Source organism: Bradyrhizobium sp. USDA 4451 (genome assembly GCF_054822585.1).
Genome location: NZ_JBTRCH010000001.1, coordinates 3,183,522 through 3,204,751 on the forward strand (window position 1 = coordinate 3,183,522; position 21,230 = coordinate 3,204,751).

A 21,230-nucleotide genomic window follows, 5' to 3' on the forward strand; every position below is an offset into this window, starting at 1 on the left:
ATGCAGCGTTGGTTGGGTCTGCGGTCGGCGTGCGCGGCTTACCCCTCTCCCCAACCCTCCCCTGCTTGCGGGGGAGGGTGGGGAGAGGGGTGGCCACAACGGTGGTGCGAAGAAGTGGGCGCGCCGAGAGCGCGTTAGTTGGCTGCCTTCGGCGGCGCCGACACGGGCTGCGCGGCGGCTTGCGGGGCGCGGCCGACGATCACGGTGAGCAGGCCATCGCCCCAGAGCTTCTTGGACACCCGCTTGACGTCGTCGAGCGTCACCGCATCGACGATGGCGCTGCGCTTCTCGATGTAGTCGATCGGCAGCTTGTCGAGCTGGTATTGCAGCATCGCCTGCGCGAGCTTTGAGGAGGTGTCGAGCGCCAGCATCTGCGAGCCCTTCAGATAGGACTTCGCCTCGTCGAGCTCCTGCTGGGTCGGACCTTGTTCGGCGATCCGGCGCACTTCCGCATCGATCGCATCGACGGTCTCGCCGGCGCGGTCGGCGCGGGTGCCGGTGTTGCCGATGAACAGCGCGGAGTGGTCCATCCAGACCAGCGCTTCATAGACCGAATAGGCCAGCCCGCGCTTCTCGCGCACTTCCTTGTAGAGCCGCGACGACAGCCCGCCGCCGCCGAGAATGTGGTTCACCACATAGGCCGCCATGAAATCCGGGTCGTGCCTGGCGATGCCGGGGCCGCCGAAGGTGACGACGGTCTGCGGCACGTCGAGCGGCACGAAGGCGCGCTGCGGCGGCTTGGTCGCCACCACATCGGCGATCGGCGTCAATTCGGCCTTCGCCGGCAGGGCGCCGAAGGTCTTGTCCAGCAGCTTGCCGAGCGTATCGGGATCGACGTCGCCGACCACCGCGATGCGCAGCGTGTCCTTCGCGATGATGCGGCCTGTATAGTCCTTCAGGTCCGATATCTGGATTGTCGGCACGCTTTCCAGCGTGCCGGTGGCCGTCCGGGCATAGGGATGATCGCCGAAGGCGAGCTCGAGGAACTTGCGGCCGGCCAGCGAGGACGGATTGGTCGATTCGCGACGCAGGTTCGAGATCACCTGGGCGCGGATGCGCTCGACGTCCTTCGGCTCGAAGTGCGGCGAGGTCAGCGCCATCCGCAGCAAGTCGTAGGCTTCGTCCTTGTTGTCCTTGAGCATGCGCAGCGAGCCGCGGAATTGATCGCGGTTCGACTGGAAGCTGAGCTCGATGGCGCGGCGCTCGAGCCGCTCATGATAGGTCTTGGAATCAAGATCGCCGGAGCCCTCGTCGAGCAGGTCGGCGACCAGATTGCCGACGCCGGGCTTGCCGGGCGGATCTTGGCTGGCGCCGCCGCCGAAGGAATATTCCATCGCGATCAGCGGCACAGTCGCATCCTGCACGAACCACGCCTCGATGCCGCCGGGCGAGACCAGCCGCTGGATCTTGGCCGCGGCCTGCGAGGGTGCCGATGTCAGCGCCAGCAGCGCGGCGCTGGCGCCGCCGATCAGCGCCGCACGGCGGGTGAGGGAATAGGTCACGAGCGCTTCTCCTCGCGTTTCGGCGCAGTATCCTTGATCAGATAGCCGGTCACCGACCGCTTCTTGTCGAGCCAGGTGGCGGCAGCGGCGCGTACCTGATCGGCGGTGACGGCGCGAATCCGGTCCGGCCAGTTCCTGATGTCGTCGATGCTGAGCCCGGTGGTCAGCGCGCCGCCATACCAGCGCGCCAAGGTTGCCTGGTTGTCCTGGGCGTAGATCGCTTCCGCAATCAGCTGGGTCTTGACCCGCTCGAGATCCTCGGCGCGCGCCGGGTTCTGCGCGAGATCGGCGATCACCTTGTCGACCGCGTCCTCGATCTGCGCGAACTCGACGCCGGGCTTCGGCGTCACCGAGATCGAGAATTGCGACGGATCGAGCGCGGTGCCCTGGTAGCCGGCGCCGGCCGAGATCGCGAGGCCCTTGTCGATCACCAGCGTGCGATAGAGGTAGGAGTTGGCGCCGCCGCCCATCAATTGCGCGAGCACATCGAGCGCCTGGCTCTCGCCGGCTGCCGCCGTCGTCGCCGAGGGCACCAGATAATAGCGGCGCAGGCTCGGCTGTTCGACGCGCGGATCCGACAGCGTCACGGTGCGCGGCGCGGCCGGCGTCGGCTCCTGCGGCCGGACGCGCTTCTCGGCAATCGCCTTCTGCGCCGGGATCGGGCCGAAATTCTTCTCGACCAGCGGGCGGATATCCTTGACGTCGACGTCGCCGGCGATGACCAGGATCGCGTTGTTCGGCGCGTAGAAGCGGCGGTAGAAAGCGAGCGCATCCTCGCGGTCGAGCTTCTCGATCTCCTGGTGCCAGCCGATCACCGGCCGGCCGTAGGGATGGTTGAGATAGAGCGCGGCCATGATCTGTTCGGTCAGCCGCGCATCCGGGTTGTTGGCGACCCGCATGTTGTATTCCTCGAGCACGACGTCGCGCTCGGGCAGCACGTTCTCGTCCTTGAGGATCAGGCCGGTCATGCGGTCGGCCTCGAACTCCATCATGGTCGGCAACTGCTCGCGCGGCACGCGCTGGAAGTAGCCGGTGTAGTCGTTGGAGGTGAAGGCGTTCTCGTTGCCGCCGACCCGCAGCACGGTCTGCGAGAACTCGCCGGCCGGGTGCTTCGACGTGCCCTTGAACATCAGATGCTCGAGGAAATGCGCGAGGCCCGATTTCCCCGGCGTCTCGTCGGCGGAGCCGACCTTGTACCAGATCATCTGCGTCACGACGGGCGTGCGGTGATCGGGGATCACCACGACCTGCAGGCCGTTGTCGAGCGTGAAGCTGGCGGGACGTTCCGAGGTGACGGTGGTCTGGGCGCGGAGGCTGGCGCCCGACAGCGGGATGGTTGAAACAAATGCGGCGGCGAGCAGGGCAATCGATCGGCGAGAGCGCATCATGATCCTTGTGAAAGCCCGGCCACACGGTCGGGGCGCGAAAGCAAGCCATCGTACACGGTCGTGCCCGTGCCGGTCGTCACGAAGCGGAGAAAGCCGCGTCCCTTCGCATTAAGCTTTGCTCATGTCAGGCTCCGCCGAGGCGGGCCACGCCATCACTGGAGCGGCTTGCCGGTCATCACGTCGTATTGGCCTTCTTGCCCCTTCGGCATCATCGGTCCGGTGCCATAGGCGAAGCCCGACGACGGCGTCTGATAGCCGGGCGGCGGTTCGGTCAGGGATTCGCGGGTCGGCTCGCCCTTGAACGGCTTGGACTCGCTGCTGTTGCCCTTGAACATGCCGAGCAGGCCGCCTGTGTAGCCGAGCTGGTTCGGCATCAGCGACGGATTCGGGTTTCCGCCGGGCTCGAGCGGCTCCTTGCGGCCGTCGGTGGCCGTCTGCTGCTTGCGGCCGGCCTCGATCTCGGCCGGGGTCAACGCCACCGCCGACTGCCACGGCTCCTTCTTGACTTCCTTCTTGCGCGCGGCAATCGCAGCCTTGCGTGCGGCGATATCGGGGTCCTTCGGCCAGTTCGGCGCATTGACCTGGGTGGCCGAGGAGGGCGGCGGCAGATCGAGCTTCGGCGGCACCACCAGCGGCGAGCGCTCGCGGTAGTCGATGCCCTTGCTGGCCGCGCTCTTGGCGCCGAGCCCGGTCATCAGATTGTCAACGATCCGCTCTTCGAAGGTCAGTCCGTCATCGCCGTCGTCGTCATCGTCGCCGGCGCGCACGGGGCCTGCCGTCATGACCAGGCCGATCCCGGCCGCAACGAACGCCAGGCGCAGGCCGCGCATCAGCGGCAGGCGGGACGTCTCGATCAGGTAGCCGCGGGTTTTGGTGTTGCGCATCGCGCTCTTCCCATCTCAAAATTCGCCAAAGCGATCACTGGCTTAGCGCGCAGTTCCGCTGGGTGCAGGTCAACCGCCGACCGGCTCGTATCGGCCGGGATCAGGGCGCTTTTACGGCGGGGGCCCCCAGCACGGAATCATACAATAGGGCTGCCACACCGGCAACGATCGCCACGTCGGCGAGGTTGAAGATGTACCAATTGAAGGTTTTTCCGCCGATCTCGACATGAAACAGGGCAAAATCGACCACCGCGCCATAGGCGAAGCGGTCGATGCCGTTGCCGATGGCGCCGCCGATGATCAGGCCGAGCGAAACTGTCGCAAGCCAGGTCCGCGACCGCGCCATCCAGATCGCCAGCGCGATCACGGCGGCGGCCTTGATCACCATCAGCAGGATCTGGGCGGATGGGGTCTCGCTCTGGAACCAGCCGAAGCTGATGCCGGGATTCCAGGCCAGCACCAGGTCGAAGAACGGCGTCACCCGCACCGGGGCGTGACGCCCGATGTCGAGGACATGGAGCAGCCAGAGCTTGGAGGCCTGGTCGGCGATCAACGTTGCGATGGCGGCGATCACGCCCGCGCGGAGCGGAGAGGTCATTGGCTGGCTGCCGCCACAGAGCACTCTGTCGTCCCCGCGAAAGCGGGGATCCATAGCCACCGGCGGATGTTGTTTGAGGGGCTTGGGGTCATCGGTAGCGGTTCACGTCGAAGGCCGGTGGTTATGGGTCCCTGCTTTCGCAGGGACGACGATGGATGGATATCAGGCGCTAACCCCCAGCGCCTTCCATTCGCGCAGCGCTTGCGCGTCGCGCGGCGAGACGTCGGGATATTCGGGATCCACGCCGACGGTGGGGAGGATCTTCCACGAGCGCGCGCATTTGGTGCCGACCGCCTTCTCGACGACGACGGCAACGCCGGGCACCGCATCGAGGCGGAAGGCGCCCGTCGGGGCCTCGCCGTCGCGCACCTCGTAGTTCGAAGTGATGCAGACCTCGGCGAGGTCGATGCCGAACAGCGTGGCCAGCATCGCGCGGTCGGCGACGTAGATCACCGGCGATGCCTCGAGCGAGGAGCCGATCCGCTTGGCGGCGCGCTCGAGCTCCAGCGCGCCGGTGACGACGCGGCGGACGTTGCGGATGGTCTCCCACTTCGCGGCGAGCGCGTCGTCGCGGAACTGCTCGAGACCTTCGGGGAACAGCGTGAGATGCACCGAAGGCTCGGCGTTCGGCCGGTACATCCGCCAGGCTTCGTCTGACGTGAAGCTCAGGATCGGCGCCAGCCATTTCAGGATCGCGTCGCACAAGAGGTCGATCGTGGTCAGCGCCGCCTTGCGCGCCACCGAGGACGGCGGATCGCAATACAGCGTGTCCTTGCGGATATCGAAGTAGAACGCCGACAGTTCCGAGTTCATGAAGGCGGCGAGGCTTGCGACCACGGTCTTGTAGTCGAATGCGGCATAGGCCCGGCGGATGGTCTCGGCATGGCCGGCCAGCTCGTGCAGCATCAGCCGCTCGAGCTCGGGCATCTCGGCAACGGCGACCTTCTCGGTCGGCTTGAAGTGATGCAGCGTGCCGAGCATCCAGCGGATCGAGTTGCGCAGCTTGCGATAGGTCTCGATGGTGTTCTTCAGGATCTCCGGACCGATGCGCTGGTCGTCGGCATAGTCGGTGGCGCAGACCCACAGGCGCAGGATATCCGCACCGGAATCCTTGATCACCTTCTGCGGCTCGACGGTGTTGCCGAGCGATTTCGACATCTTGCGGCCGTTCTCGTCGAGCGTGAAGCCGTGGGTCAGCACGATGTCATACGGCGCGCGGCCGCGGGTGCCGGCGCTTTCCAGCAGCGACGAGTGGAACCAGCCGCGATGCTGGTCGGAGCCTTCCAGATACATCACGGTGTCATCGCCGCCATCGATCTTGCGGACGATGTTGCCGAGCGTCGGGAAGTGCTGGCGATCCTCCAGCACGAAGGCATGCGTGGAGCCGGAATCGAACCAGACGTCGCAGATGTCGTCGACCTTCTTCCAGTTCTCGGACGCGCGATCCCCAAGGAAGCGCTCGCGGGCGCCGTCCATGTACCAGGCGTCGGCGCCTTCCTCCATGAACGCCTCGGTGATGCGCTGGTTGACGACCTCGTCCTGCAGGATCTCTGCCGAGCCGTCGGCATTCTCGCGCACGAACACCGCGATCGGCACGCCCCAGGCGCGTTGCCGCGAGATCACCCAGTCGGGGCGGTTGGCGATCATGCCGTTGATGCGGTTCTCGCCGGCCGGCGGCACCCATTGCGTGACCGAGATCGCGTGCAGCGCACGGGCGCGCAGCGTGTCGCCCTTCTTCGCATGGCCGTTCTCCGCGATGGGCGTAGCCCCGGGCTTGCCCGGGGCGTCCAAGATGGGTTTATCCATCGCGATGAACCATTGCGGCGTGTTGCGGAAGATCACCGGCTTCTTGGAGCGCCAGGAATGCGGATATTGGTGCTTGAGGCGGCCGCGCGCCAAGAGCTTGCCGGCCTCGACCAGGGCCTTGATCACGGCCTCGTTGGCGTCGCCCTTCTCGCCCTTGTCGTTGAGCACGCGCTTGCCCGTGAAGCCCGGCGCCTGCGCGGTATAGGCGCCGTTCTCGTCGACCGTATAGGGGATCGCGGTCGGGATGCCGCGCGCATCGAGCTCGCGGGTATTGGCCGTCCAGACATCGAAGTCCTCGCGGCCGTGGCTCGGCGCGGTGTGCACGAAGCCGGTGCCGGTGTCGTCGGTGACATGCTCGCCTGACAGCAGCGGCACGGTGAATTCGTAGCCGCCGCCGAAGCCACGGAGTGGATGGGCGCATTCCACCGCGTCCAGCGTGTCGCCGGGGATATCGCGGACCTTCTCATAGGACGTCACGCGCGCCTGCTTGAACACTTCTGCGGCGAGCGCATCGGCCAGGATCAGGAGATCGCCGGTCTTGGCCCAATTGTCGGCGGGCGCATCCGTCACCTTGTAGAGGCCGTAGGCGATCTTTGGCGAGAACGAGATCGCGCGGTTGCCGGGCAACGTCCACGGCGTGGTGGTCCAGATCACCACCGAGGCATCAGCAAGCGCGCCATGCGCCGGCGAGGTGACCGGGAATTTCACCCACACCATGTCGGAGGTGTAGTCCTCGTATTCGACCTCGGCTTCGGCGAGCGCGGTCTTCTCGACCACGCTCCACATCACCGGCTTGGAGCCGCGATATAGCGTGCCGTTGGCGGCGAACTTCATCAGCTCGCGGGCGATCTGTGCCTCGGCCGGATAGCTCATGGTCAGGTAGGGGTGGGCCCAGTCGCCGATGATGCCGAGCCGCTTGAACTCCTCGCGCTGCACGTTGATCCAGTGCGTCGCATAGGCGCGGCATTCCTTGCGGAATGCGACCATCGCGGTGGAGTCGCGGAAGTCGGGCTTCTGCTTGCCCTTGGAGCGGTAGTTCTCCTCCTCGATCTTCCACTCGATCGGCAGGCCGTGGCAGTCCCAGCCCGGCACGTAATTGGAGTCGAAGCCGAGCATCTGCTGGCTCTTGGTCACGACGTCCTTGAGGATCTTGTTCAGCGCGTGCCCGATATGGATGTTGCCGTTGGCGTAGGGCGGGCCGTCATGCAGCACGAATTTGGCGCGGCCCTCGGCTTCCCGGCGCAGCTTGTCGTAGAGGCCGATGTCGTTCCAGTATTTCAGGATTTCCGGCTCGCGCTGGGGCAGGCCGGCGCGCATCGGGAATTCCGTCTGCGGCAGGTAAAGGGTCTTGGAATAGTCGTTAACGTCGGTCTTTTGCGGCTTGTCGGACATGAAAGCTCTGATTTGGCAGGTGCGGGCGCGGATACGCGATCAATCGCGGGTGAAAACGGCGAAAGTCCCGGTCTTGCGCCGAGCCTTCAGGCTCAGGCGGAAGCCGGGCCGCTAATCGGTATGATGCGCCGCGAAAACATCGGGTTTCCATAGCAGCCGGACGGGGAAATCGCAAAGCCCCGATTGCCCCGCGGGCTGTTCCGGGGGAGCCGCCGCCCGCTAGGCGCACAGACATTCAACGTCGTCCTGGCGAAAGCCAGGACCCATTACCCCAAGGGCATGTTTATTGCGGTGCTGGGGCCACCATCCCGCTTCCGACCAAACTCAGTGGTAATGGGTCCTGGCTTTCGCCAGGACGACGGGAATGGGGAGACTGCTCGTTCTATCCCTGACCGTCACTAACCGGCGCGCGGCCGGGCCGGATTTCCGGCCACGATCGCCCCCGGGGCGACGTCCCGCGTCACCACGCTGCCGGCTCCGACCAGGGCGCCGTCGCCGATGGTGACGCCGGGCAGGATGATGGCACCGCCGCCGATCCAGACGTCGCTGCCGATCCGGATCGGGCGGCCGAATTCGAGGCCCGCGCGCCGGGTTTCGGCATCGCGCGGGTGGTCGGCGGTATAGATCTGCACCGCGGGGCCGATCTGGGTGCGATCGCCGATTGTGACCGCGACGACGTCGAGGATCACGCAATTGAAGTTGAGGAACACGCCGTCGCCGAGGCGGATATTCGTGCCGTAGTCGCAGAAGAACGGCGGGCGGATCACGGCATCCTTACCGACGCCTGCGAAGCGCTCGGCGAGCAGCGCATGCAACTCGGCCGCCGAACAGGCGCCCGACGCATTGTAGCGGGCCATCCAGTGTTCCGCCGCGGTATGGTCGGCGGCGAGCTCCGCATCCGGGCGATACAACTCGCCCGCCAGCATTTTCTCTTTCTCTGTCTTCAACCAATCACTCCGAGCTGCGGGAACGCGTCCGGCGCGGCGGCGAGAAGCGCGCGCGCCTTGGCGCTGTCGTCATCCATCTGGCGTATCAACGCCTCGATGGTGTCGAATTTCAGCTCTTCGCGAATGAAACCGATGAATGCGACATCGAGGAGCGTGTCGTAGAGATCGCCCTTGAAATCGAACAGGAACACTTCGAGCAGCGGCGCACCGTTGTCGAACGTCGGACGGCGCCCGAAGCTTGCGACGCCGTCGAACCGCACCTTGTCGTTCTCCTTGTCCTCACCTTGGGCCTTGCCGACCCGCACCGCATAGATGCCGTGCTTCAGGCCGCAATGCTTGTCGAGGCGGATGTTGGCGGTGGGATAGCCGAGGTCGCGGCCGCGCTTCTCGCCATGGATCACCTTGCCGGTGACGAACCACGGCCCGCCCAGCATCGTGGTGGCATCGCTGACCTGGCCTTCGGCGAGTGCCATGCGGATGGCGCTGGAGGAGACCGGGCGCTCCTCGATATCGACATGGGCCTGCACGTCGACCTCGATGCCGAGCCGCGGCGCTTCGCTGACCAAGAGGCTCGGCGAGCCGACCCGGCCCTTGCCGAAATGGAAGTCGTAGCCGACGGCAATGCCGCTGATGCCGAGCCGGCCGATCAGGTCATGGTGAATGAAATCCTGTGCCGAGGTCCCGGCGCGCGCCTTGTCGAAGGTCATGACCACGGCACCGGCGAGCCCGGTGGCTGCGAGCAGACGCAGCTTGTTGGTCTCGTCCGTGAGACGGAATTGCGGGGTGTTCGGGCTGAAGAAGCTGCGCGGATGCGGCTCGAAGGTGACGGCGAGCGCGGGCACGCCGCGCGCTCTGCCCATCGCCAGCGCCGCGCCGATCACGGCGCGGTGACCGAGATGGACGCCATCGAAATTTCCCATCGCGACCACGGCGCCCTTCGGAATGGCGCTTTCGGGCGTGGTGTCGCGGATAACGGTAAAGCCGGTGCTCATGTCAGGTGTTCTTCAAGGATTCTTAAGCATGATTGGTGCGCGGCGGACCGTGACGCGGCGGCCGCGTGGAAGTCAAGCTTAGCGAAAATCGCGTCAAATCCGTAACAATCCGGGTTCAGCCGGTTAACGCGCTGTTTAACGCCTGCTGTTAGTCGTTGGCGGAAAGCTGCGTTCGTGCAGAAGCCAAGTTGCGTCAGTGTTTTGGGGGAAAAGATGGCGGTTGATTTGTCCATGCCGGTTCTGGTGGTTGATGATTACAGCACCATGATCCGCATCATCCGGAATCTTCTCAAGCAGCTTGGATTCGAGAACATCGACGACGCCTCCGACGGCTCCGCGGCACTCAACAAGATGCGCAGCAAGAAGTATGGCCTGGTGATTTCCGACTGGAATATGGAGCCGATGACCGGCTACGACCTGCTCAAGGAAGTCCGCGCCGATCCCAATCTCGCGACCACGCCCTTCATCATGATCACGGCGGAATCCAAGACCGAGAACGTGATCGCGGCCAAGAAGGCCGGCGTGAACAACTACATCGTCAAGCCGTTCAACGCCGCCACGCTGAAGACCAAGATCGAGGCGGTCTTCCCCGACATGGCGACGGCGTAAGACGCGCGTCCATCGTCGCATCGACCAAAATTCAAAGCATGCCCGGGCGAAGCGCGGCTTCGCACTGGCTAGCTGTGTCCTCATCCTCACCTGTCATCGCCCGGTTCAACCGGGCGATCCAGTACGCCGCAGCCCGTCGGCTCAAGCACGATCGCCTCTGGAATACTGGATCACCCGCATGCGCGGGTGATGACACTGGATGGCACCCGCACGATTTCGGAATATTAGAAAGATAACCCTGAGTTGCCCGACGTGTCAAGGCGACCGGTGGAACTTCCGGGCCACGGGCTCCTTTGCATGGGGTTGTTCCTCGAGTTTTGGTTGCATGCCCCTTCACCTCGCCCCGCTTGCGGGGAGAGGTCGGATTGCATCGCAGATGCAATCCGGGTGAGGGGGTACAGGTCTAACCGCGTTCGTTACTCGCGGAAGCAGCCCCTCACCCCAACCCTCTAAGAGCGAGCTTCGCTCGTCTCGACCCCGTGAAGAACGGGGAGAGGGAGCGCAGAGAGTTCGCCGTTACCACTTCAGTTCGCGCATCAGCGCCCGCGGCGGATGGCCGAACAATTCCTTGATCGAGGCCGCATCGAGCTGCTCGATACCCTCGAACTGTTCGGAATGGATGCCGCGGGTGACGAACAGAAGGTCGATGCCAAAGTTGTGGGCGCCGGTGAGGTCGGTGCGCACGGAATCGCCGATCGCCAGCACGCGGCCGAGTTCGGTCGGATGGCCGCGGTGCTCGGTGGCCAGCGCCATGGCGCGCTCGTAGATCGGCCGGTGCGGCTTGCCGTAGAAGATCACCTCGCCGCCGAGCTCGCGATAGAGTTCAGCGACCGCACCGGCGCAGTAGATCAGCCGGTCGCCGCGCTCGACCACGATATCAGGATTGGCGCAGACCAGCGTCAGCTTGCGCGCGAGCGCCTTGAGCAGCGTGTCGCGATAGTCCTCGGCGGATTCGGTCTCGTCGTCGAACAGGCCGGTGCAGATGATGTAGTCGGCCTGCTCCAGCGGCACCATGGTGGCGTCGAGGCCGCGATGGATCGAGCTGTCGCGCTCCGGACCGATCCAGAAGATCTTCTGGCCGGGATGGTCAGCCACGAAATGCCGCGTCAGGTCGCCCGAGGAGACGATCGCGTCATAGGTCTCGTCCGCGACGCCGAGCTTGCGCAGCTGGCGCTGCACGGAATCGGCCGGGCGCGGCGCGTTGGTGATCAGGATGACGGTGCCGCCGCGCTGGCGAAAGGTGTGCAGGGCCTCGCAGGCCTCGGGAAAGGATTCGAGCCCGTTGTGCACGACGCCCCAGATGTCCGACAGCACGACGTCGACGTCGCCAGTGAGGTCGCGCAGCCGCTCCACGAAACGCAGTGAATTCATGACGCGATCCGCCGGCTCGAGCCGCCGTTCCGATCAAATCGGAACGGCGCTCGCGGTTCTTGTTTTGACGCGTTTTCTTTACGCGAACCGGCGCCCACTTCGCTCGAAAACGCTCTAATTCGGGCCGAGCGCGCGGCGCGCCAGTGCGGCGCTGCCGGTTGCGCGCGGCGGCGCTGCGGGGCTGGAGACGGATGCGGATGTGCTGGCGCCATTAAGGTCCTGGGGGTTGGCCTGCGGAGCCTCGGCGGTAGCAGATGCCCCCTCCGGCCGCAACGGCCGCGGCGGTGCGAACAGGAAGCCCTGGCCGAACCGGACATCGTAGTCGAGCAGATCGACCACCGAACGCTCGCCCTCGATCCGTTCGGCGATCAGGTCGATGCCGTAGCGGCCGAGCAGGTCGGACAGGTCGGACGGATGGATATCCGACGTCGCGCTCCGGTCGGCGTCGAGCAGCAGCGCCGCCGGCACCTTGATGAAGCGGACGCCGCGGTCGGCGAGCTCGCGCGGCTCGAGGCGGAGGTCGCTGACATGGTCGATCGAGAAGCGGAAGCCGCGCTGCGCCAGCGCCGCGAGGTTCTCGCTTTCGACCGGACCGAGATGGCGGAAGGTCGCCTGCTTGAACTCGAGCACGAAGGACGGCGCCAGCGCGCGGTTGGCTTCGAGGAAGTCGAGGCATTGGCTGAAGTGCGCCGGGCTCGCGAGCGTCGACGCCGAGACGTTGCAGAACACGCCGACATCCTTGCTGCGGATCATCAGGCGGCGCAGCACCTGGACGCAACGGAGCATCACCATGTGATCGATGCGGCCGATCAGGCCGGCGGCCTCGGCGGGCTCGATGAAATCGTCGGCGGCAAGCACTTGGTCGCGCTCGTCGCGCAGCCGCGTCACCGCCTCGTAATAGCGCACCTTGCGCTGCGGCAGCGTCACCATCGGTTGCAGGTAGATGTCGAGGCGGTTGGCGTCGATGGCCTGCTTGATCGCGCCGACCAGCTGGCTCTGGGTCCGCGAGATCGCCGGCGCAGGCGCGGGGGGCGGTGCCGGCGCAAACACCGCGGTCGGAGCCGGCGCGGCCGGTTGCAATAGATCGTCGCGCGGCGCGGCGACCGGCTGCACTGCCGGGCCTGCCGCCAGGAGATCCTCATGATGGGCTACGGATGCCGCGAGCTGCCGCACCAGGCCGCCGAGTTCGCTGATCTCGCCGGCCATGCCCTGCATCCGGTCGGTGCCGGTGGAGTTGGCCGAGGCGACGCGGCCCTCGACCGCGGCCAGCCGGCGGCCGAATTCGGCGACCTGGCGGGCGAGGTCGGCGGTGCCGCGCGACAGATCCGCGATCTGGCCGCCGACATCGCTGCGGTCTCGCAACCGCATCGAGACTGCATTGTAGAGGATCAGGCAGGTGAGGGCGGTGAGCGCCACGATCGCCGATTCCGATCCGCTGATGCCCGCCACCGAATACAGCACGAAGCCGAGCGAGGCTGCGACCAGCACCATGCAGATGGCGATGAAGATCGTCGAAATGCGAATCATGTCGCGCGCCCGCGCCCTCTCTCCGAACGTCCCCGGAGCGCGACCTTAGCACCATTGTTGATTCGACGGGCGAGTGATCTTCGGAACCGGCTGGAACTGCACACGATTTTCGCCCCACCCAGATCGGGCTCCGTCGATCAACGGAGTCAGCGGTCAGAGGTCGGCGCCGGCGATCCAGAACACCTCGCCCTCGGAGTCCTCGGTGTCGAGCCAGAGCAGCGGCAAATTGGGGTAGGCGGCCTCGAGATTGTCGCGGCCGCGGCCGATCTCGCAGAGCAGACCGCCCTGCGGCGTGAGGTGTTGCTTGGCCTGATCGAGCAGGCGGCGGACGATATCGAGCCCGTCGGCGCCGCCGTCGAATGCGATCTTCGGCTCGGCGCGGCATTCGCGCGGCAGCGCCGCCATGCCGTCGGCATCGACATAGGGTGGGTTCGAAATGATCAGGTCGTAGCGCTTGGCGCCGAGCGGCTTGAACAGGTCGCCGCGATGGAGCGTCAGGCGATCGTCGAGGCCGTGATCGGCGACGTTGCGCGCGGCGACTTCGAGCGCATCCTTTGAGATATCCACCGCATCGACCGTGGCATTGGCAAAATGCCGGGCGGCCAGGATCGCGAGGCAGCCGGAGCCGGTGCAAAGGTCGAGCACGCGTTCGACATCCGCGGGATCGCCGATCAGCGAGGTGCCGTCCTCATCGCCGCTGAAATGCGAGTCCAGCAATTCGCCGATGAAGGAGCGCGGCACGATGGTGCGCTCGTCGACATAGAACGGCAGGCCGCGCATATAGACCTTGTTGACGAGATAGGCGGCCGGCTTCCGCGTTGTGATCCGCCGCTCGATCAGGTCGAGAATCTGCTTGGCTTCGGCGACGGTGACGCGCGCGGTGGCAAAATTCTCGAACTGGTCGGGATGCAGATGCAGCGTCTCGCAGATCAGGAACGCGGCTTCGGCCAGCGGATCGGTGGTGCCGTGCGCGAATACGAGCTTGGCGGCGTTGAAGCGGCTCACCGCGTAGCGCAGGAAATCGAACAGGGTATGAAGCTCGCCGGCGCCGACCTTCGGAGGTTTGGGCGCGGCTGGGCTGCGCCTGGCCGGCGCTTTGCTGCGCTTGGCCATCAGGATTTGGTCCAGCGCGCGGCGGCCGCGTCGTCATGGTCGCGCGCTTCGATCCAGCTGGCGCCGCGCGCGCTTTCCTCGCGCTTCCAGAACGGCGCGTTGGTCTTCAGATAGTCCATCAGGAACTCGGCTGCCTCGAACGCGGCCTGCCGGTGCGCCGAGGCGGTTACGACCAGCACGATGTTCTCGCCCGGCGCGATGCGGCCGAAGCGATGGACGACGGTGAGGCCCTGCAACGGCCAGCGCGCCAGCGCCTCGTCGGCATGGCGCGCGATCTCGGCTTCCGCCATGCCTGGATAGTGCTCGAGCGTCAGTGCCGCGATCGGCTCACCCTGTTCGCTGCCGCGGCAGATGCCGCTGAAGCTGACCACCGCGCCGACATCGGTGCGGCCCTTGCTCAAGGCCGCAATCTCCTGTGCGACGTCGAAGTCGGCTTGCTGGATGCGAATGGTCGCTGTGACAGTCATTGGAAGATTTAACCGCCGGTCATCGGCGGGAAGAACGCGATCTCGCGCGCGCCGGAGATCGCCGCATCCGCCTTGACGTGGGCATGGTCGATTGCAGCGCGGATCACCGTAGGCTTCTCGAACGCGTAGGCGTAGGCGTCGTCGCGCGCAGCAAGCCAGCCGATCAGCTCGCCGATGGTGCGCACCTCGGCCGGCGGCTCGACGATCTCCTCGGCCTTGCCGATCCGTTCACGCACCCAGGCGAAATATTTCAGCTTCATCCCTCATCCTCCTTGATGAGGTGGTGGATGCCGGCGCGGAAGTAATCCCAGCCGGTGTAGATCGTGAAGATCGCCGACATCCACAGCAGCACGATGCCGATCAACGTGGTGGCCGGGAACACCTGCTCGCCGCCCGCCTCGCCGGCGATCAAAAAGCCGATCGCCACGAGCTGGATCGTCGTCTTCCATTTCGCAAGCTTGGTGACGGGCACGCTGACGCGGAGCCCCGCGAGATATTCGCGCAGGCCCGAGACCAGGATCTCGCGGCACAGGATCACGATCGCGGCCCACAGCGTCCAGCCATGGATCGAATTGTCGGCGGCCAGCATCAAGAGGCTGGAGGCGACCAAGAGCTTGTCGGCGATCGGGTCGAGCATCCGGCCGAATGCGGACTGCTGGTCCCACATCCGGGCGTAATAGCCGTCGAGATAGTCGGTGATCCCCGCCGCAATGAACACGGCCAGCGCCACCCAGCGCAGCCACAACGGGCCGTCCAGGATCGACTGCCAATAGACGCAGCCAATCACCACCGGAATGGCGGCGATCCGGGCGTAGGTCAGGATATTCGGGAGGGACAGGGTCTTGGTCTGTCCCCGGGTCGTGGCGATGTTCATCCGTTCTACCAATACCGCTGAAGCGAGAAGGTCAACCGTGCGGGCGCCAAAGCGCGGCGAGATTACGCGGAATCATCATGGCGCCTTAGCTCGTTGTTTAAGCATGATCTTTTCGTAACATTGCCGCACGCTTTGCCGCATCATGCCCTAGATGCCCCGTCGCAGGCGACGCCCTGATGACTCGCCTTTGGTTTAACCCGGCTGGGCGTGGAAAAACTCGAAAATCTTGCGGGCGCTCTCGGCGCTGACGCCGGGAACCTTGCCGAGGTCGGCGATCGAGGCCCGCTCGATCTCCTTGAGCGTTCCGAAGTGGTGCAGCAAGGCACGTTTGCGCGACGGGCCGATGCCCGGGATCTCCTGCAGGCCGGCCTCGCGGATGTCCTTCTTGCGCAGCTTGCGGTGCGAGCCGATCACGAAGCGATGGGCCTCATCGCGCAGCCGCTGGATGAAATACAGCACCGGATCGCGCGGCTCCAGCTTGATGGCCTCTCGGTCCGGCATGAACAGGGTTTCGCGACCGGCATCGCGCTCCGGTCCCTTGGCCACCGCCATCAGCGAGACCTGGGTCAGCCCGAGGGTCTCGAAGATCTCCCGGACCGCGTTGAGCTGGCCGCGGCCGCCATCGATGATCACGAGGTCGGGCCATTGCGGGAACGAGTCGTCGTCCGCCTTCTCGGTCTCCTTGGTCTTGGCAGTCTCGCCTTCCGGCGGCTTGAGCAGCCGCTTGAAACGGCGTTCCAGCACCTCGCGCATCATCCCGTAATCGTCTCCGGGCGTCAGGCCCTCGGACTTGATGTTGAACTTGCGGTACTGGTTCTTCATGAAGCCGTCGGGGCCCGCCACGATCATCGCGCCGACCGCGTTGGTGCCCTGGATGTGGCTGTTGTCGTAGACCTCGATGCGCTTCGGCGTGCGCGGCAGGCCGAGCGTCGTGACCATGCCCTCCAGCAGCCGGCTCTGGGTTGCGGTGTCGGCGAGCTTGCGGCCGAGCGCCTCGCGCGCATTGGTCAGCGCGTGGCCGATCAGCTCCTTCTTCTCGCCGCGCTTGGGCACGGAGACCTCGACCTTGGATCCGGCCTTCACCGACAGCGCGTCCGCGAGCAGCGCGCTCTCCTCGATCTCGTGCGACAGCAGGATCAGCTTCGGCGGCGGCTTGTCGTCGTAGAATTGCGCGAGGAACGACGACAGCACCTCCTCCGGCGTAAAACTCTTCTCGGCCTTCGGGAAATAGGCGCGGTTGCCCCAGTTCTGGCCGGTGCGGAAGAAGAACACCTCGACGCAGGAATAGCCGCCTTCCTGGTGGATCGCGAACACGTCGGCCTCTTCGACCGTACGCGGATTGATGCCCTGCTGCGACTGGATCGCCGACAGCGCCGCGAGGCGGTCACGGTACAATGCCGCGGTCTCGAACTCGAGCTCGCCGGAGGCCTTCTCCATCTCGGCCGCGAGCAACTCCTTCACCGCATGGCTGCGGCCGGAGAGGAACTCGGTCGCTTCGCGCACCAGCTCGCTATAGCCGGGAAAATCGATCTCGCGCGTGCAGGGGCCGGCGCAGCGCTTGATCTGGTAGAGCAGGCAGGGCCGGGTGCGGCTCTCGAAGAAGCCGTCGGTGCAGGAGCGGATCAGGAAGGCGCGTTGCAGTGCCGTGATCGTGCGATTGACCGCGCCGGCATTGGCGAACGGGCCGAAATAGCGGCCGGGCCTGGACTGCGCGCCGCGATGCTTGAGGATCTGCGGCGCCCAATGGTCGCCCGAGATCAGGATATAGGGAAACGACTTGTCGTCGCGCAGCTGCACATTGAAGCGCGGGCGGAGCTGCTTGATCAGATTGGCTTCGAGCAGCAGCGCCTCGGTCTCGGTCATGGTCGAGACGATCTCGACATGGGTGGTCGCCGCGATCATGCGCAGGATGCGCGCCGGCAACGGCGCATTGGCGCGCGCATAGGACGACAGCCGCTTTTTGACGTTCTTCGCCTTGCCGACGTAGAGCACGTCATTGGCGGCATTGAGCATGCGGTAGACGCCGGGCGAAGTCGGGGCGAGGCGCACCGCGTTCTCGATCGCGGCGTGCCCGACCGACAGTGTTCCCTCGGCGACCGCCTCGACGGTGTCCTCGGACGCCTCGGGCAGGCGCGCGTCATCCTCCTCCTCGGCGGCGGAGGTTTCGGGATCGACGTCGCTGGTGTCGAGCGCCAGGCCGTCCTGCGGCAGGTCGGACTTTGAACCGCGCCGTGGCTTGTCGGCAGCTTTGGAGGCCGGCGCCGGGCGCTCGGGAGAATCGTGAACCATGGGCCGTAAACTAAGCGCTTGGGGGACCGCTCGCCAGCGTTGGCGGCATCGGAAAACAGCCCCGATCGCAGCAGGTTACCGACCCTGCGCCGTGGCAGCAGCTGGCGGGTAACACATTGTTAAGACTGATGAGCGGGCCGGTAACCGGGCTTAACAGCCCTTTAACTTAAAACTCTCGATAAACCTTAGCGAAAAAGTGGAATTCCGTAACCACGTAGGCCCCGGCCTGCGGGCTGCGGCAGTTGCGTGGTGGAGAGTACCCATGACCCGGTTTGTTGCGCGTGCGCTGGCACTGATCGTCGCAGGCTGGACGACCTCGGCGGCGGCGGCCGACCTCAATTATGGTTCGCCCTACACCGTCTATCAGCCGCTCAATGCCTATAGCTGGGCCGGCCCCTATCTCGGCGGCAATGCCGGCTATGGCTGGGGCTCGGTAGAGAACAACCCGACCAAGCCGTCCGGCTTCGTCGGCGGCGTGCAGGCCGGCTACAATTTCCAGAACGGCTCTCCCTGGGTGTTCGGTCTCGAGGCCGATATCCAGGGCACGACTGCGGACGACCGGTTCGCGCCCTGGAAGTTCTCCAACCCGTGGTTCGGCACGGTGCGCGGCCGCGCCGGCTATGCGGTCAACAACGTGCTGTTCTACGCCACCGGCGGTCTCGCCTTCGGCGAACTGCGCGGCGAGACCTTCGGCATCACGGAGTCCCACACCAACGCGGGCTTCACCGTCGGCGCCGGCGCCGAAATGGGCTTCGCCCCGCATTGGAGCGCCAAGATCGAGTATCTCTATGTCGATCTCGCCAACAGCAACTTCACCATCACCGGCGGCGCGTCGAACGGCTACAGCTTCAGCCTGGTTCGCGCCGGCATCAACTATCACTTCTGAGAACAAGAAGACGTCGACCATCAACTCCCGGCTGCGCCCTGCGCGGCCGGGTTTTTCTTTGTGCCGACGATCTGCATATTGCGCGCAGCAGCATGCACGCCGCCCCGTTCGCGAAGCCGACCAGCCGGCCGCACGCTTTGAGCGTGCGGCACGGCCAGTCGCGTCCGCATCATGCAGGGTGGTCATGCAGCGAGCGCGCGCCGCGCGCTCCGCAGTCAACTCACACGCAACGCTTCAGTCGGTGGTCATCACGAGCCGCGCACCGCGAGCGCTCATCATGAAACCACCAGGTTGACCGCCTTCGGGCCCTTGCCCTTCTTGTCCGGCTCAACCTCGAACGTAATGCGTTGTCCTTCAGTCAGGTCCTTCAATCCTGCCCGCTCGACAGCGGTGATGTGAACGAACACATCGCGGCCGCCATCATCAGGCTTGATGAAGCCGTAGCCACGCTCTCCGTTGAAGAACTTGACTGTCCCAGTCATGGCCATCGGGAAAACTCCTCCCCCGTATTGCTCCACCGCTACGCGCACGTCGCGTAGCGGTTGACCGACATTCGCTTGTCGGAAGCTTGGCCACCTGAGCAGGCCGGCGTCACGCCGCCGGTCTGCCTGGATTTTATTTCGGCCTTGTCACTCCGCCGCAACCATTCGCGGAAGCGGAACGTAAAGCCAGTCGTAACAGGATGAGCATAATACGGTTCCGCGCAAATTGCCTATGCTCAAAATCGAACTTTTCAGTGGGTGCTTTTCGATCAAGCTTTAGGCGTCTCTAGTTTGAAGCGCGCCGCGCCGCCTTGACCGAGCGGCTTCTCGAGTTCGGGCAGGATGATCTTCAGCTCGCCCGCGAGCGTCCACGGCGGATTCACTATCAAAAGGCCGGTGGAAACGAGGCCTGCGCCCGCTTCTTGCGGCGCCACACTGAATTCCAGACGCAAGCATTTTCCGGCAGGTCGGCTGCTCATTGCAGCAGCAGCCACGCTGCGCGCGAGCTCGTCGGTGGCCCTCCGGGTTTTTACGGGGTACCACAAAAGATATGCACCGGTCGGCCACTTCGCGAACGCCTCCGTGAAAGCACGGGCCAGCCGCTCGAACTCGTCCTTCGCTTCGAATGGCGGATCGATCAGCACCAGGCCGCGACGCTCGTTCGGCGGCACGAATGCGGGCAACGCGGTCCAGCCGTCGAGATCGACGACGCGTGCCTGCGCATCGCGCCGCAACGCGTCGATCAGTTGCTTGCGTGCGGTCGGTTCGACCTCGCAGGCCGTGAGACGATCCTGAGGGCGCAGCAGCGCCCGCGCGATCAGCGGCGAGCCGGGATAGGCTTTCAACTCGCCGCGCGGATTGAATGCCCTGACGATGTCGAGATAGGGCGCGATCAACGGCAGCGCCTTGTCGGAGAGTCGCGCCTGCATCAACCGCGCGATGCCGCTGAGCCATTCGCCGCCGCGCTCGGCTTCGCTCGATGTCAGGTCATAGAGGCCGGCGCCGGCATGGCTGTCGATGACACGGAACGGCGCCTGCTTCTCCTGCAGATAGGTCAGCATCCGCACCAGCACGATGTGCTTGATGACATCGGCAAAGTTGCCGGCATGAAAGGCGTGGCGGTAGTTCATGCGGTTATCGCGCTGCGCTCCGAGAGGGATGCGCATGTTGTACTTCGTCATGCCCGGGCTTGTCGCGGGCATCGACGCCTGATCTTGCCGGATTCGCGAGGGCGAGAATGGCCGGAACAGTCAGCGCGGACACTGCGCGGCGCGCCTCCGCCCGGCCATGACGGGGAGGGATCAGCCGCCGCGCACCGGCGGCATCAGCACCTGATCGCGGCGGCAGGCACGGCGATCGATTTCCTCGCAGGAGCGGAATTGCAGATCCTTGCTGAGGCAGATCCGTACCTCGCTGAGGCGCCGGCTGTCGCAGGTCACCGAGATCGCGGAGTTGCTGAGTCCGGGATTGGCCTTGATGAAGGCCGTCTCCAACTCGTCGGGCGCGATCGTCTTCGGTTCCGTCAATTGCACGAATTCCTCGGGGATCTTCACCGCGGCGCGGGCCTTGCGGATCGCTTCGAAATAGGCGCGCTCGCCGAGGCCGGAGCAGGTGCCGTGCTTGTCCCACTCGTTGTAGATCAGCCCGGGCGCCGGCATCAGGTCGAGCATCGAGGTCATGATGTTGCGGGCCAGCCGCGGCGAGGGCCGCTGGCAGTATTCCGGGAAGCCACGTTCATATTGCGGCCACAGCCCGTGCACCACGAAGGAGTAGGGCCGGCCGCCACACTGTGCCTGGGTCCCGCGGCCATTGTTGCCCCGCTCGCTCGCCGCCTCGCAGAACGAAGGCGACCATGACAGCGACAGCACATAGAAATCGAATTCGCCGGGCGCGTTCTGGCGGCGATCCTGGGCCGAAGCCCCAACCGCGCCACAGAGAACAACGACAGCGGAAATCAGGAATCGGGAAATTGTGTCCAACCGAGGCATCAAACGCTCCCCCTCACGCGATCGTCCCGCAGCCTAACAGGCATTTGGAACATTTCAAGAACAAAAGCCGCCGGCTTTGATGGCGGCGGCTTCTGTTTCAGCAATCTGGTCTGGA

At 65.3% G+C, this 21,230-nt stretch carries 19 protein-coding genes; 2 read left to right on the top strand and 17 right to left on the bottom strand.

What is annotated here, in order from left to right:
• Positions 1 to 134: 134 nt before the first annotated feature.
• The 7 genes from ACVMB0_RS14745 to ACVMB0_RS14775 form a co-directional block, all read right to left on the bottom strand.
• A complete protein-coding gene (locus tag ACVMB0_RS14745; RefSeq protein WP_461346718.1) occupies positions 135 to 1,502 on the bottom strand; it encodes a M16 family metallopeptidase in 1,368 nt (455 codons plus the stop codon).
• Entirely contained in the window at positions 1,499 to 2,890 is a 1,392-nt protein-coding gene (locus ACVMB0_RS14750; RefSeq protein ID WP_461346719.1) for a M16 family metallopeptidase, read from the bottom strand. The genes ACVMB0_RS14745 and ACVMB0_RS14750 overlap by 4 nt, the downstream gene beginning before the upstream one ends.
• Positions 2,891 to 3,042: 152 nt before the next feature.
• Positions 3,043 to 3,774 carry a hypothetical protein gene (locus ACVMB0_RS14755; protein ID WP_461346720.1) on the bottom strand — a complete coding sequence of 244 codons (732 nt, stop codon included), beginning with the start codon at positions 3,772 to 3,774 and terminating at the stop codon, positions 3,043 to 3,045.
• A 100-nt stretch (positions 3,775 to 3,874) separates the two neighbouring features.
• Entirely contained in the window at positions 3,875 to 4,372 is a 498-nt protein-coding gene (gene lspA / locus ACVMB0_RS14760) for a signal peptidase II (protein WP_461346721.1), read from the bottom strand.
• A gap of 162 nt (positions 4,373 to 4,534) precedes the next feature.
• A complete protein-coding gene (gene ileS / locus ACVMB0_RS14765) occupies positions 4,535 to 7,570 on the bottom strand; it encodes an isoleucine--tRNA ligase (RefSeq protein WP_461346722.1) in 3,036 nt (1,011 codons plus the stop codon).
• Between the two features lie 398 nt (positions 7,571 to 7,968).
• Complete coding sequence (locus ACVMB0_RS14770) at positions 7,969 to 8,496, bottom strand: sugar O-acetyltransferase (protein WP_461349653.1); 528 nt, start codon at positions 8,494 to 8,496, stop codon at positions 7,969 to 7,971.
• Between the two features lie 17 nt (positions 8,497 to 8,513).
• Complete coding sequence (locus ACVMB0_RS14775) at positions 8,514 to 9,509, bottom strand: bifunctional riboflavin kinase/FAD synthetase (protein ID WP_461346723.1); 996 nt, start codon at positions 9,507 to 9,509, stop codon at positions 8,514 to 8,516.
• Between the two features lie 213 nt (positions 9,510 to 9,722).
• On the opposite strand from ACVMB0_RS14775, the gene ACVMB0_RS14780 reads away from it, so the two are divergent.
• Complete coding sequence (locus tag ACVMB0_RS14780) at positions 9,723 to 10,118, top strand: response regulator (RefSeq protein WP_050402761.1); 396 nt, start codon at positions 9,723 to 9,725, stop codon at positions 10,116 to 10,118.
• A 516-nt stretch (positions 10,119 to 10,634) separates the two neighbouring features.
• On the opposite strand, the gene ACVMB0_RS14785 is transcribed toward ACVMB0_RS14780, so the two are convergent.
• The 7 genes from ACVMB0_RS14785 to uvrC all read right to left on the bottom strand — a co-directional run bounded on the left by ACVMB0_RS14785 (position 10,635) and on the right by uvrC (position 17,759).
• Entirely contained in the window at positions 10,635 to 11,489 is an 855-nt protein-coding gene (locus ACVMB0_RS14785) for a TIGR01459 family HAD-type hydrolase (protein ID WP_461346724.1), read from the bottom strand.
• Positions 11,490 to 11,603: 114 nt separating this feature from the next.
• On the bottom strand, positions 11,604 to 13,016 hold the full coding sequence (locus tag ACVMB0_RS14790; protein WP_461346725.1) for an EAL domain-containing protein: 1,413 nt from the start codon (positions 13,014 to 13,016) through the stop codon (positions 11,604 to 11,606).
• A 153-nt stretch (positions 13,017 to 13,169) separates the two neighbouring features.
• Positions 13,170 to 14,129: a 50S ribosomal protein L3 N(5)-glutamine methyltransferase gene (gene prmB / locus ACVMB0_RS14795; protein ID WP_461346726.1), complete on the bottom strand. Its 960-nt coding sequence runs from the start codon at positions 14,127 to 14,129 to the stop codon at positions 13,170 to 13,172.
• Positions 14,129 to 14,596, bottom strand: coding sequence for a molybdenum cofactor biosynthesis protein MoaE (locus ACVMB0_RS14800; protein ID WP_456750143.1), 468 nt, complete (start codon positions 14,594 to 14,596; stop codon positions 14,129 to 14,131). Before ACVMB0_RS14800 ends, prmB begins: the two co-directional genes overlap by 1 nt.
• An 8-nt stretch (positions 14,597 to 14,604) precedes the next feature.
• Positions 14,605 to 14,856: a molybdopterin converting factor subunit 1 gene (gene moaD, locus ACVMB0_RS14805; protein WP_456750142.1), complete on the bottom strand. Its 252-nt coding sequence runs from the start codon at positions 14,854 to 14,856 to the stop codon at positions 14,605 to 14,607.
• Positions 14,853 to 15,470 (bottom strand): CDP-diacylglycerol--glycerol-3-phosphate 3-phosphatidyltransferase, encoded by a 618-nt coding sequence (gene pgsA, locus ACVMB0_RS14810; RefSeq protein WP_461346727.1) that lies wholly within the window; start codon positions 15,468 to 15,470, stop codon positions 14,853 to 14,855. The genes moaD and pgsA overlap by 4 nt, the downstream gene beginning before the upstream one ends.
• Positions 15,471 to 15,662: 192 nt before the next feature.
• Entirely contained in the window at positions 15,663 to 17,759 is a 2,097-nt protein-coding gene (gene uvrC / locus ACVMB0_RS14815) for an excinuclease ABC subunit UvrC (RefSeq protein WP_461346728.1), read from the bottom strand.
• Positions 17,760 to 18,021: 262 nt separating this feature from the next.
• On the opposite strand from uvrC, the gene ACVMB0_RS14820 reads away from it, so the two are divergent.
• The gene (locus ACVMB0_RS14820) at positions 18,022 to 18,645 is read left to right on the top strand and encodes an outer membrane protein (protein ID WP_456750140.1); all 624 of its coding nucleotides are present in this window, start codon (positions 18,022 to 18,024) and stop codon (positions 18,643 to 18,645) included.
• Between the two features lie 275 nt (positions 18,646 to 18,920).
• On the opposite strand, the gene ACVMB0_RS14825 is transcribed toward ACVMB0_RS14820, so the two are convergent.
• The 3 genes from ACVMB0_RS14825 to ACVMB0_RS14835 all read right to left on the bottom strand — a co-directional run bounded on the left by ACVMB0_RS14825 (position 18,921) and on the right by ACVMB0_RS14835 (position 21,115).
• Positions 18,921 to 19,133, bottom strand: coding sequence for a cold-shock protein (locus ACVMB0_RS14825; RefSeq protein ID WP_016844477.1), 213 nt, complete (start codon positions 19,131 to 19,133; stop codon positions 18,921 to 18,923).
• A 263-nt stretch (positions 19,134 to 19,396) separates the two neighbouring features.
• On the bottom strand, positions 19,397 to 20,257 hold the full coding sequence (locus ACVMB0_RS14830) for a 23S rRNA (adenine(2030)-N(6))-methyltransferase RlmJ (RefSeq protein ID WP_461349654.1): 861 nt from the start codon (positions 20,255 to 20,257) through the stop codon (positions 19,397 to 19,399).
• A 171-nt stretch (positions 20,258 to 20,428) separates the two neighbouring features.
• Complete coding sequence (locus ACVMB0_RS14835; protein ID WP_461346729.1) at positions 20,429 to 21,115, bottom strand: ribonuclease T2 family protein; 687 nt, start codon at positions 21,113 to 21,115, stop codon at positions 20,429 to 20,431.
• Positions 21,116 to 21,230 lie beyond the last annotated feature (115 nt).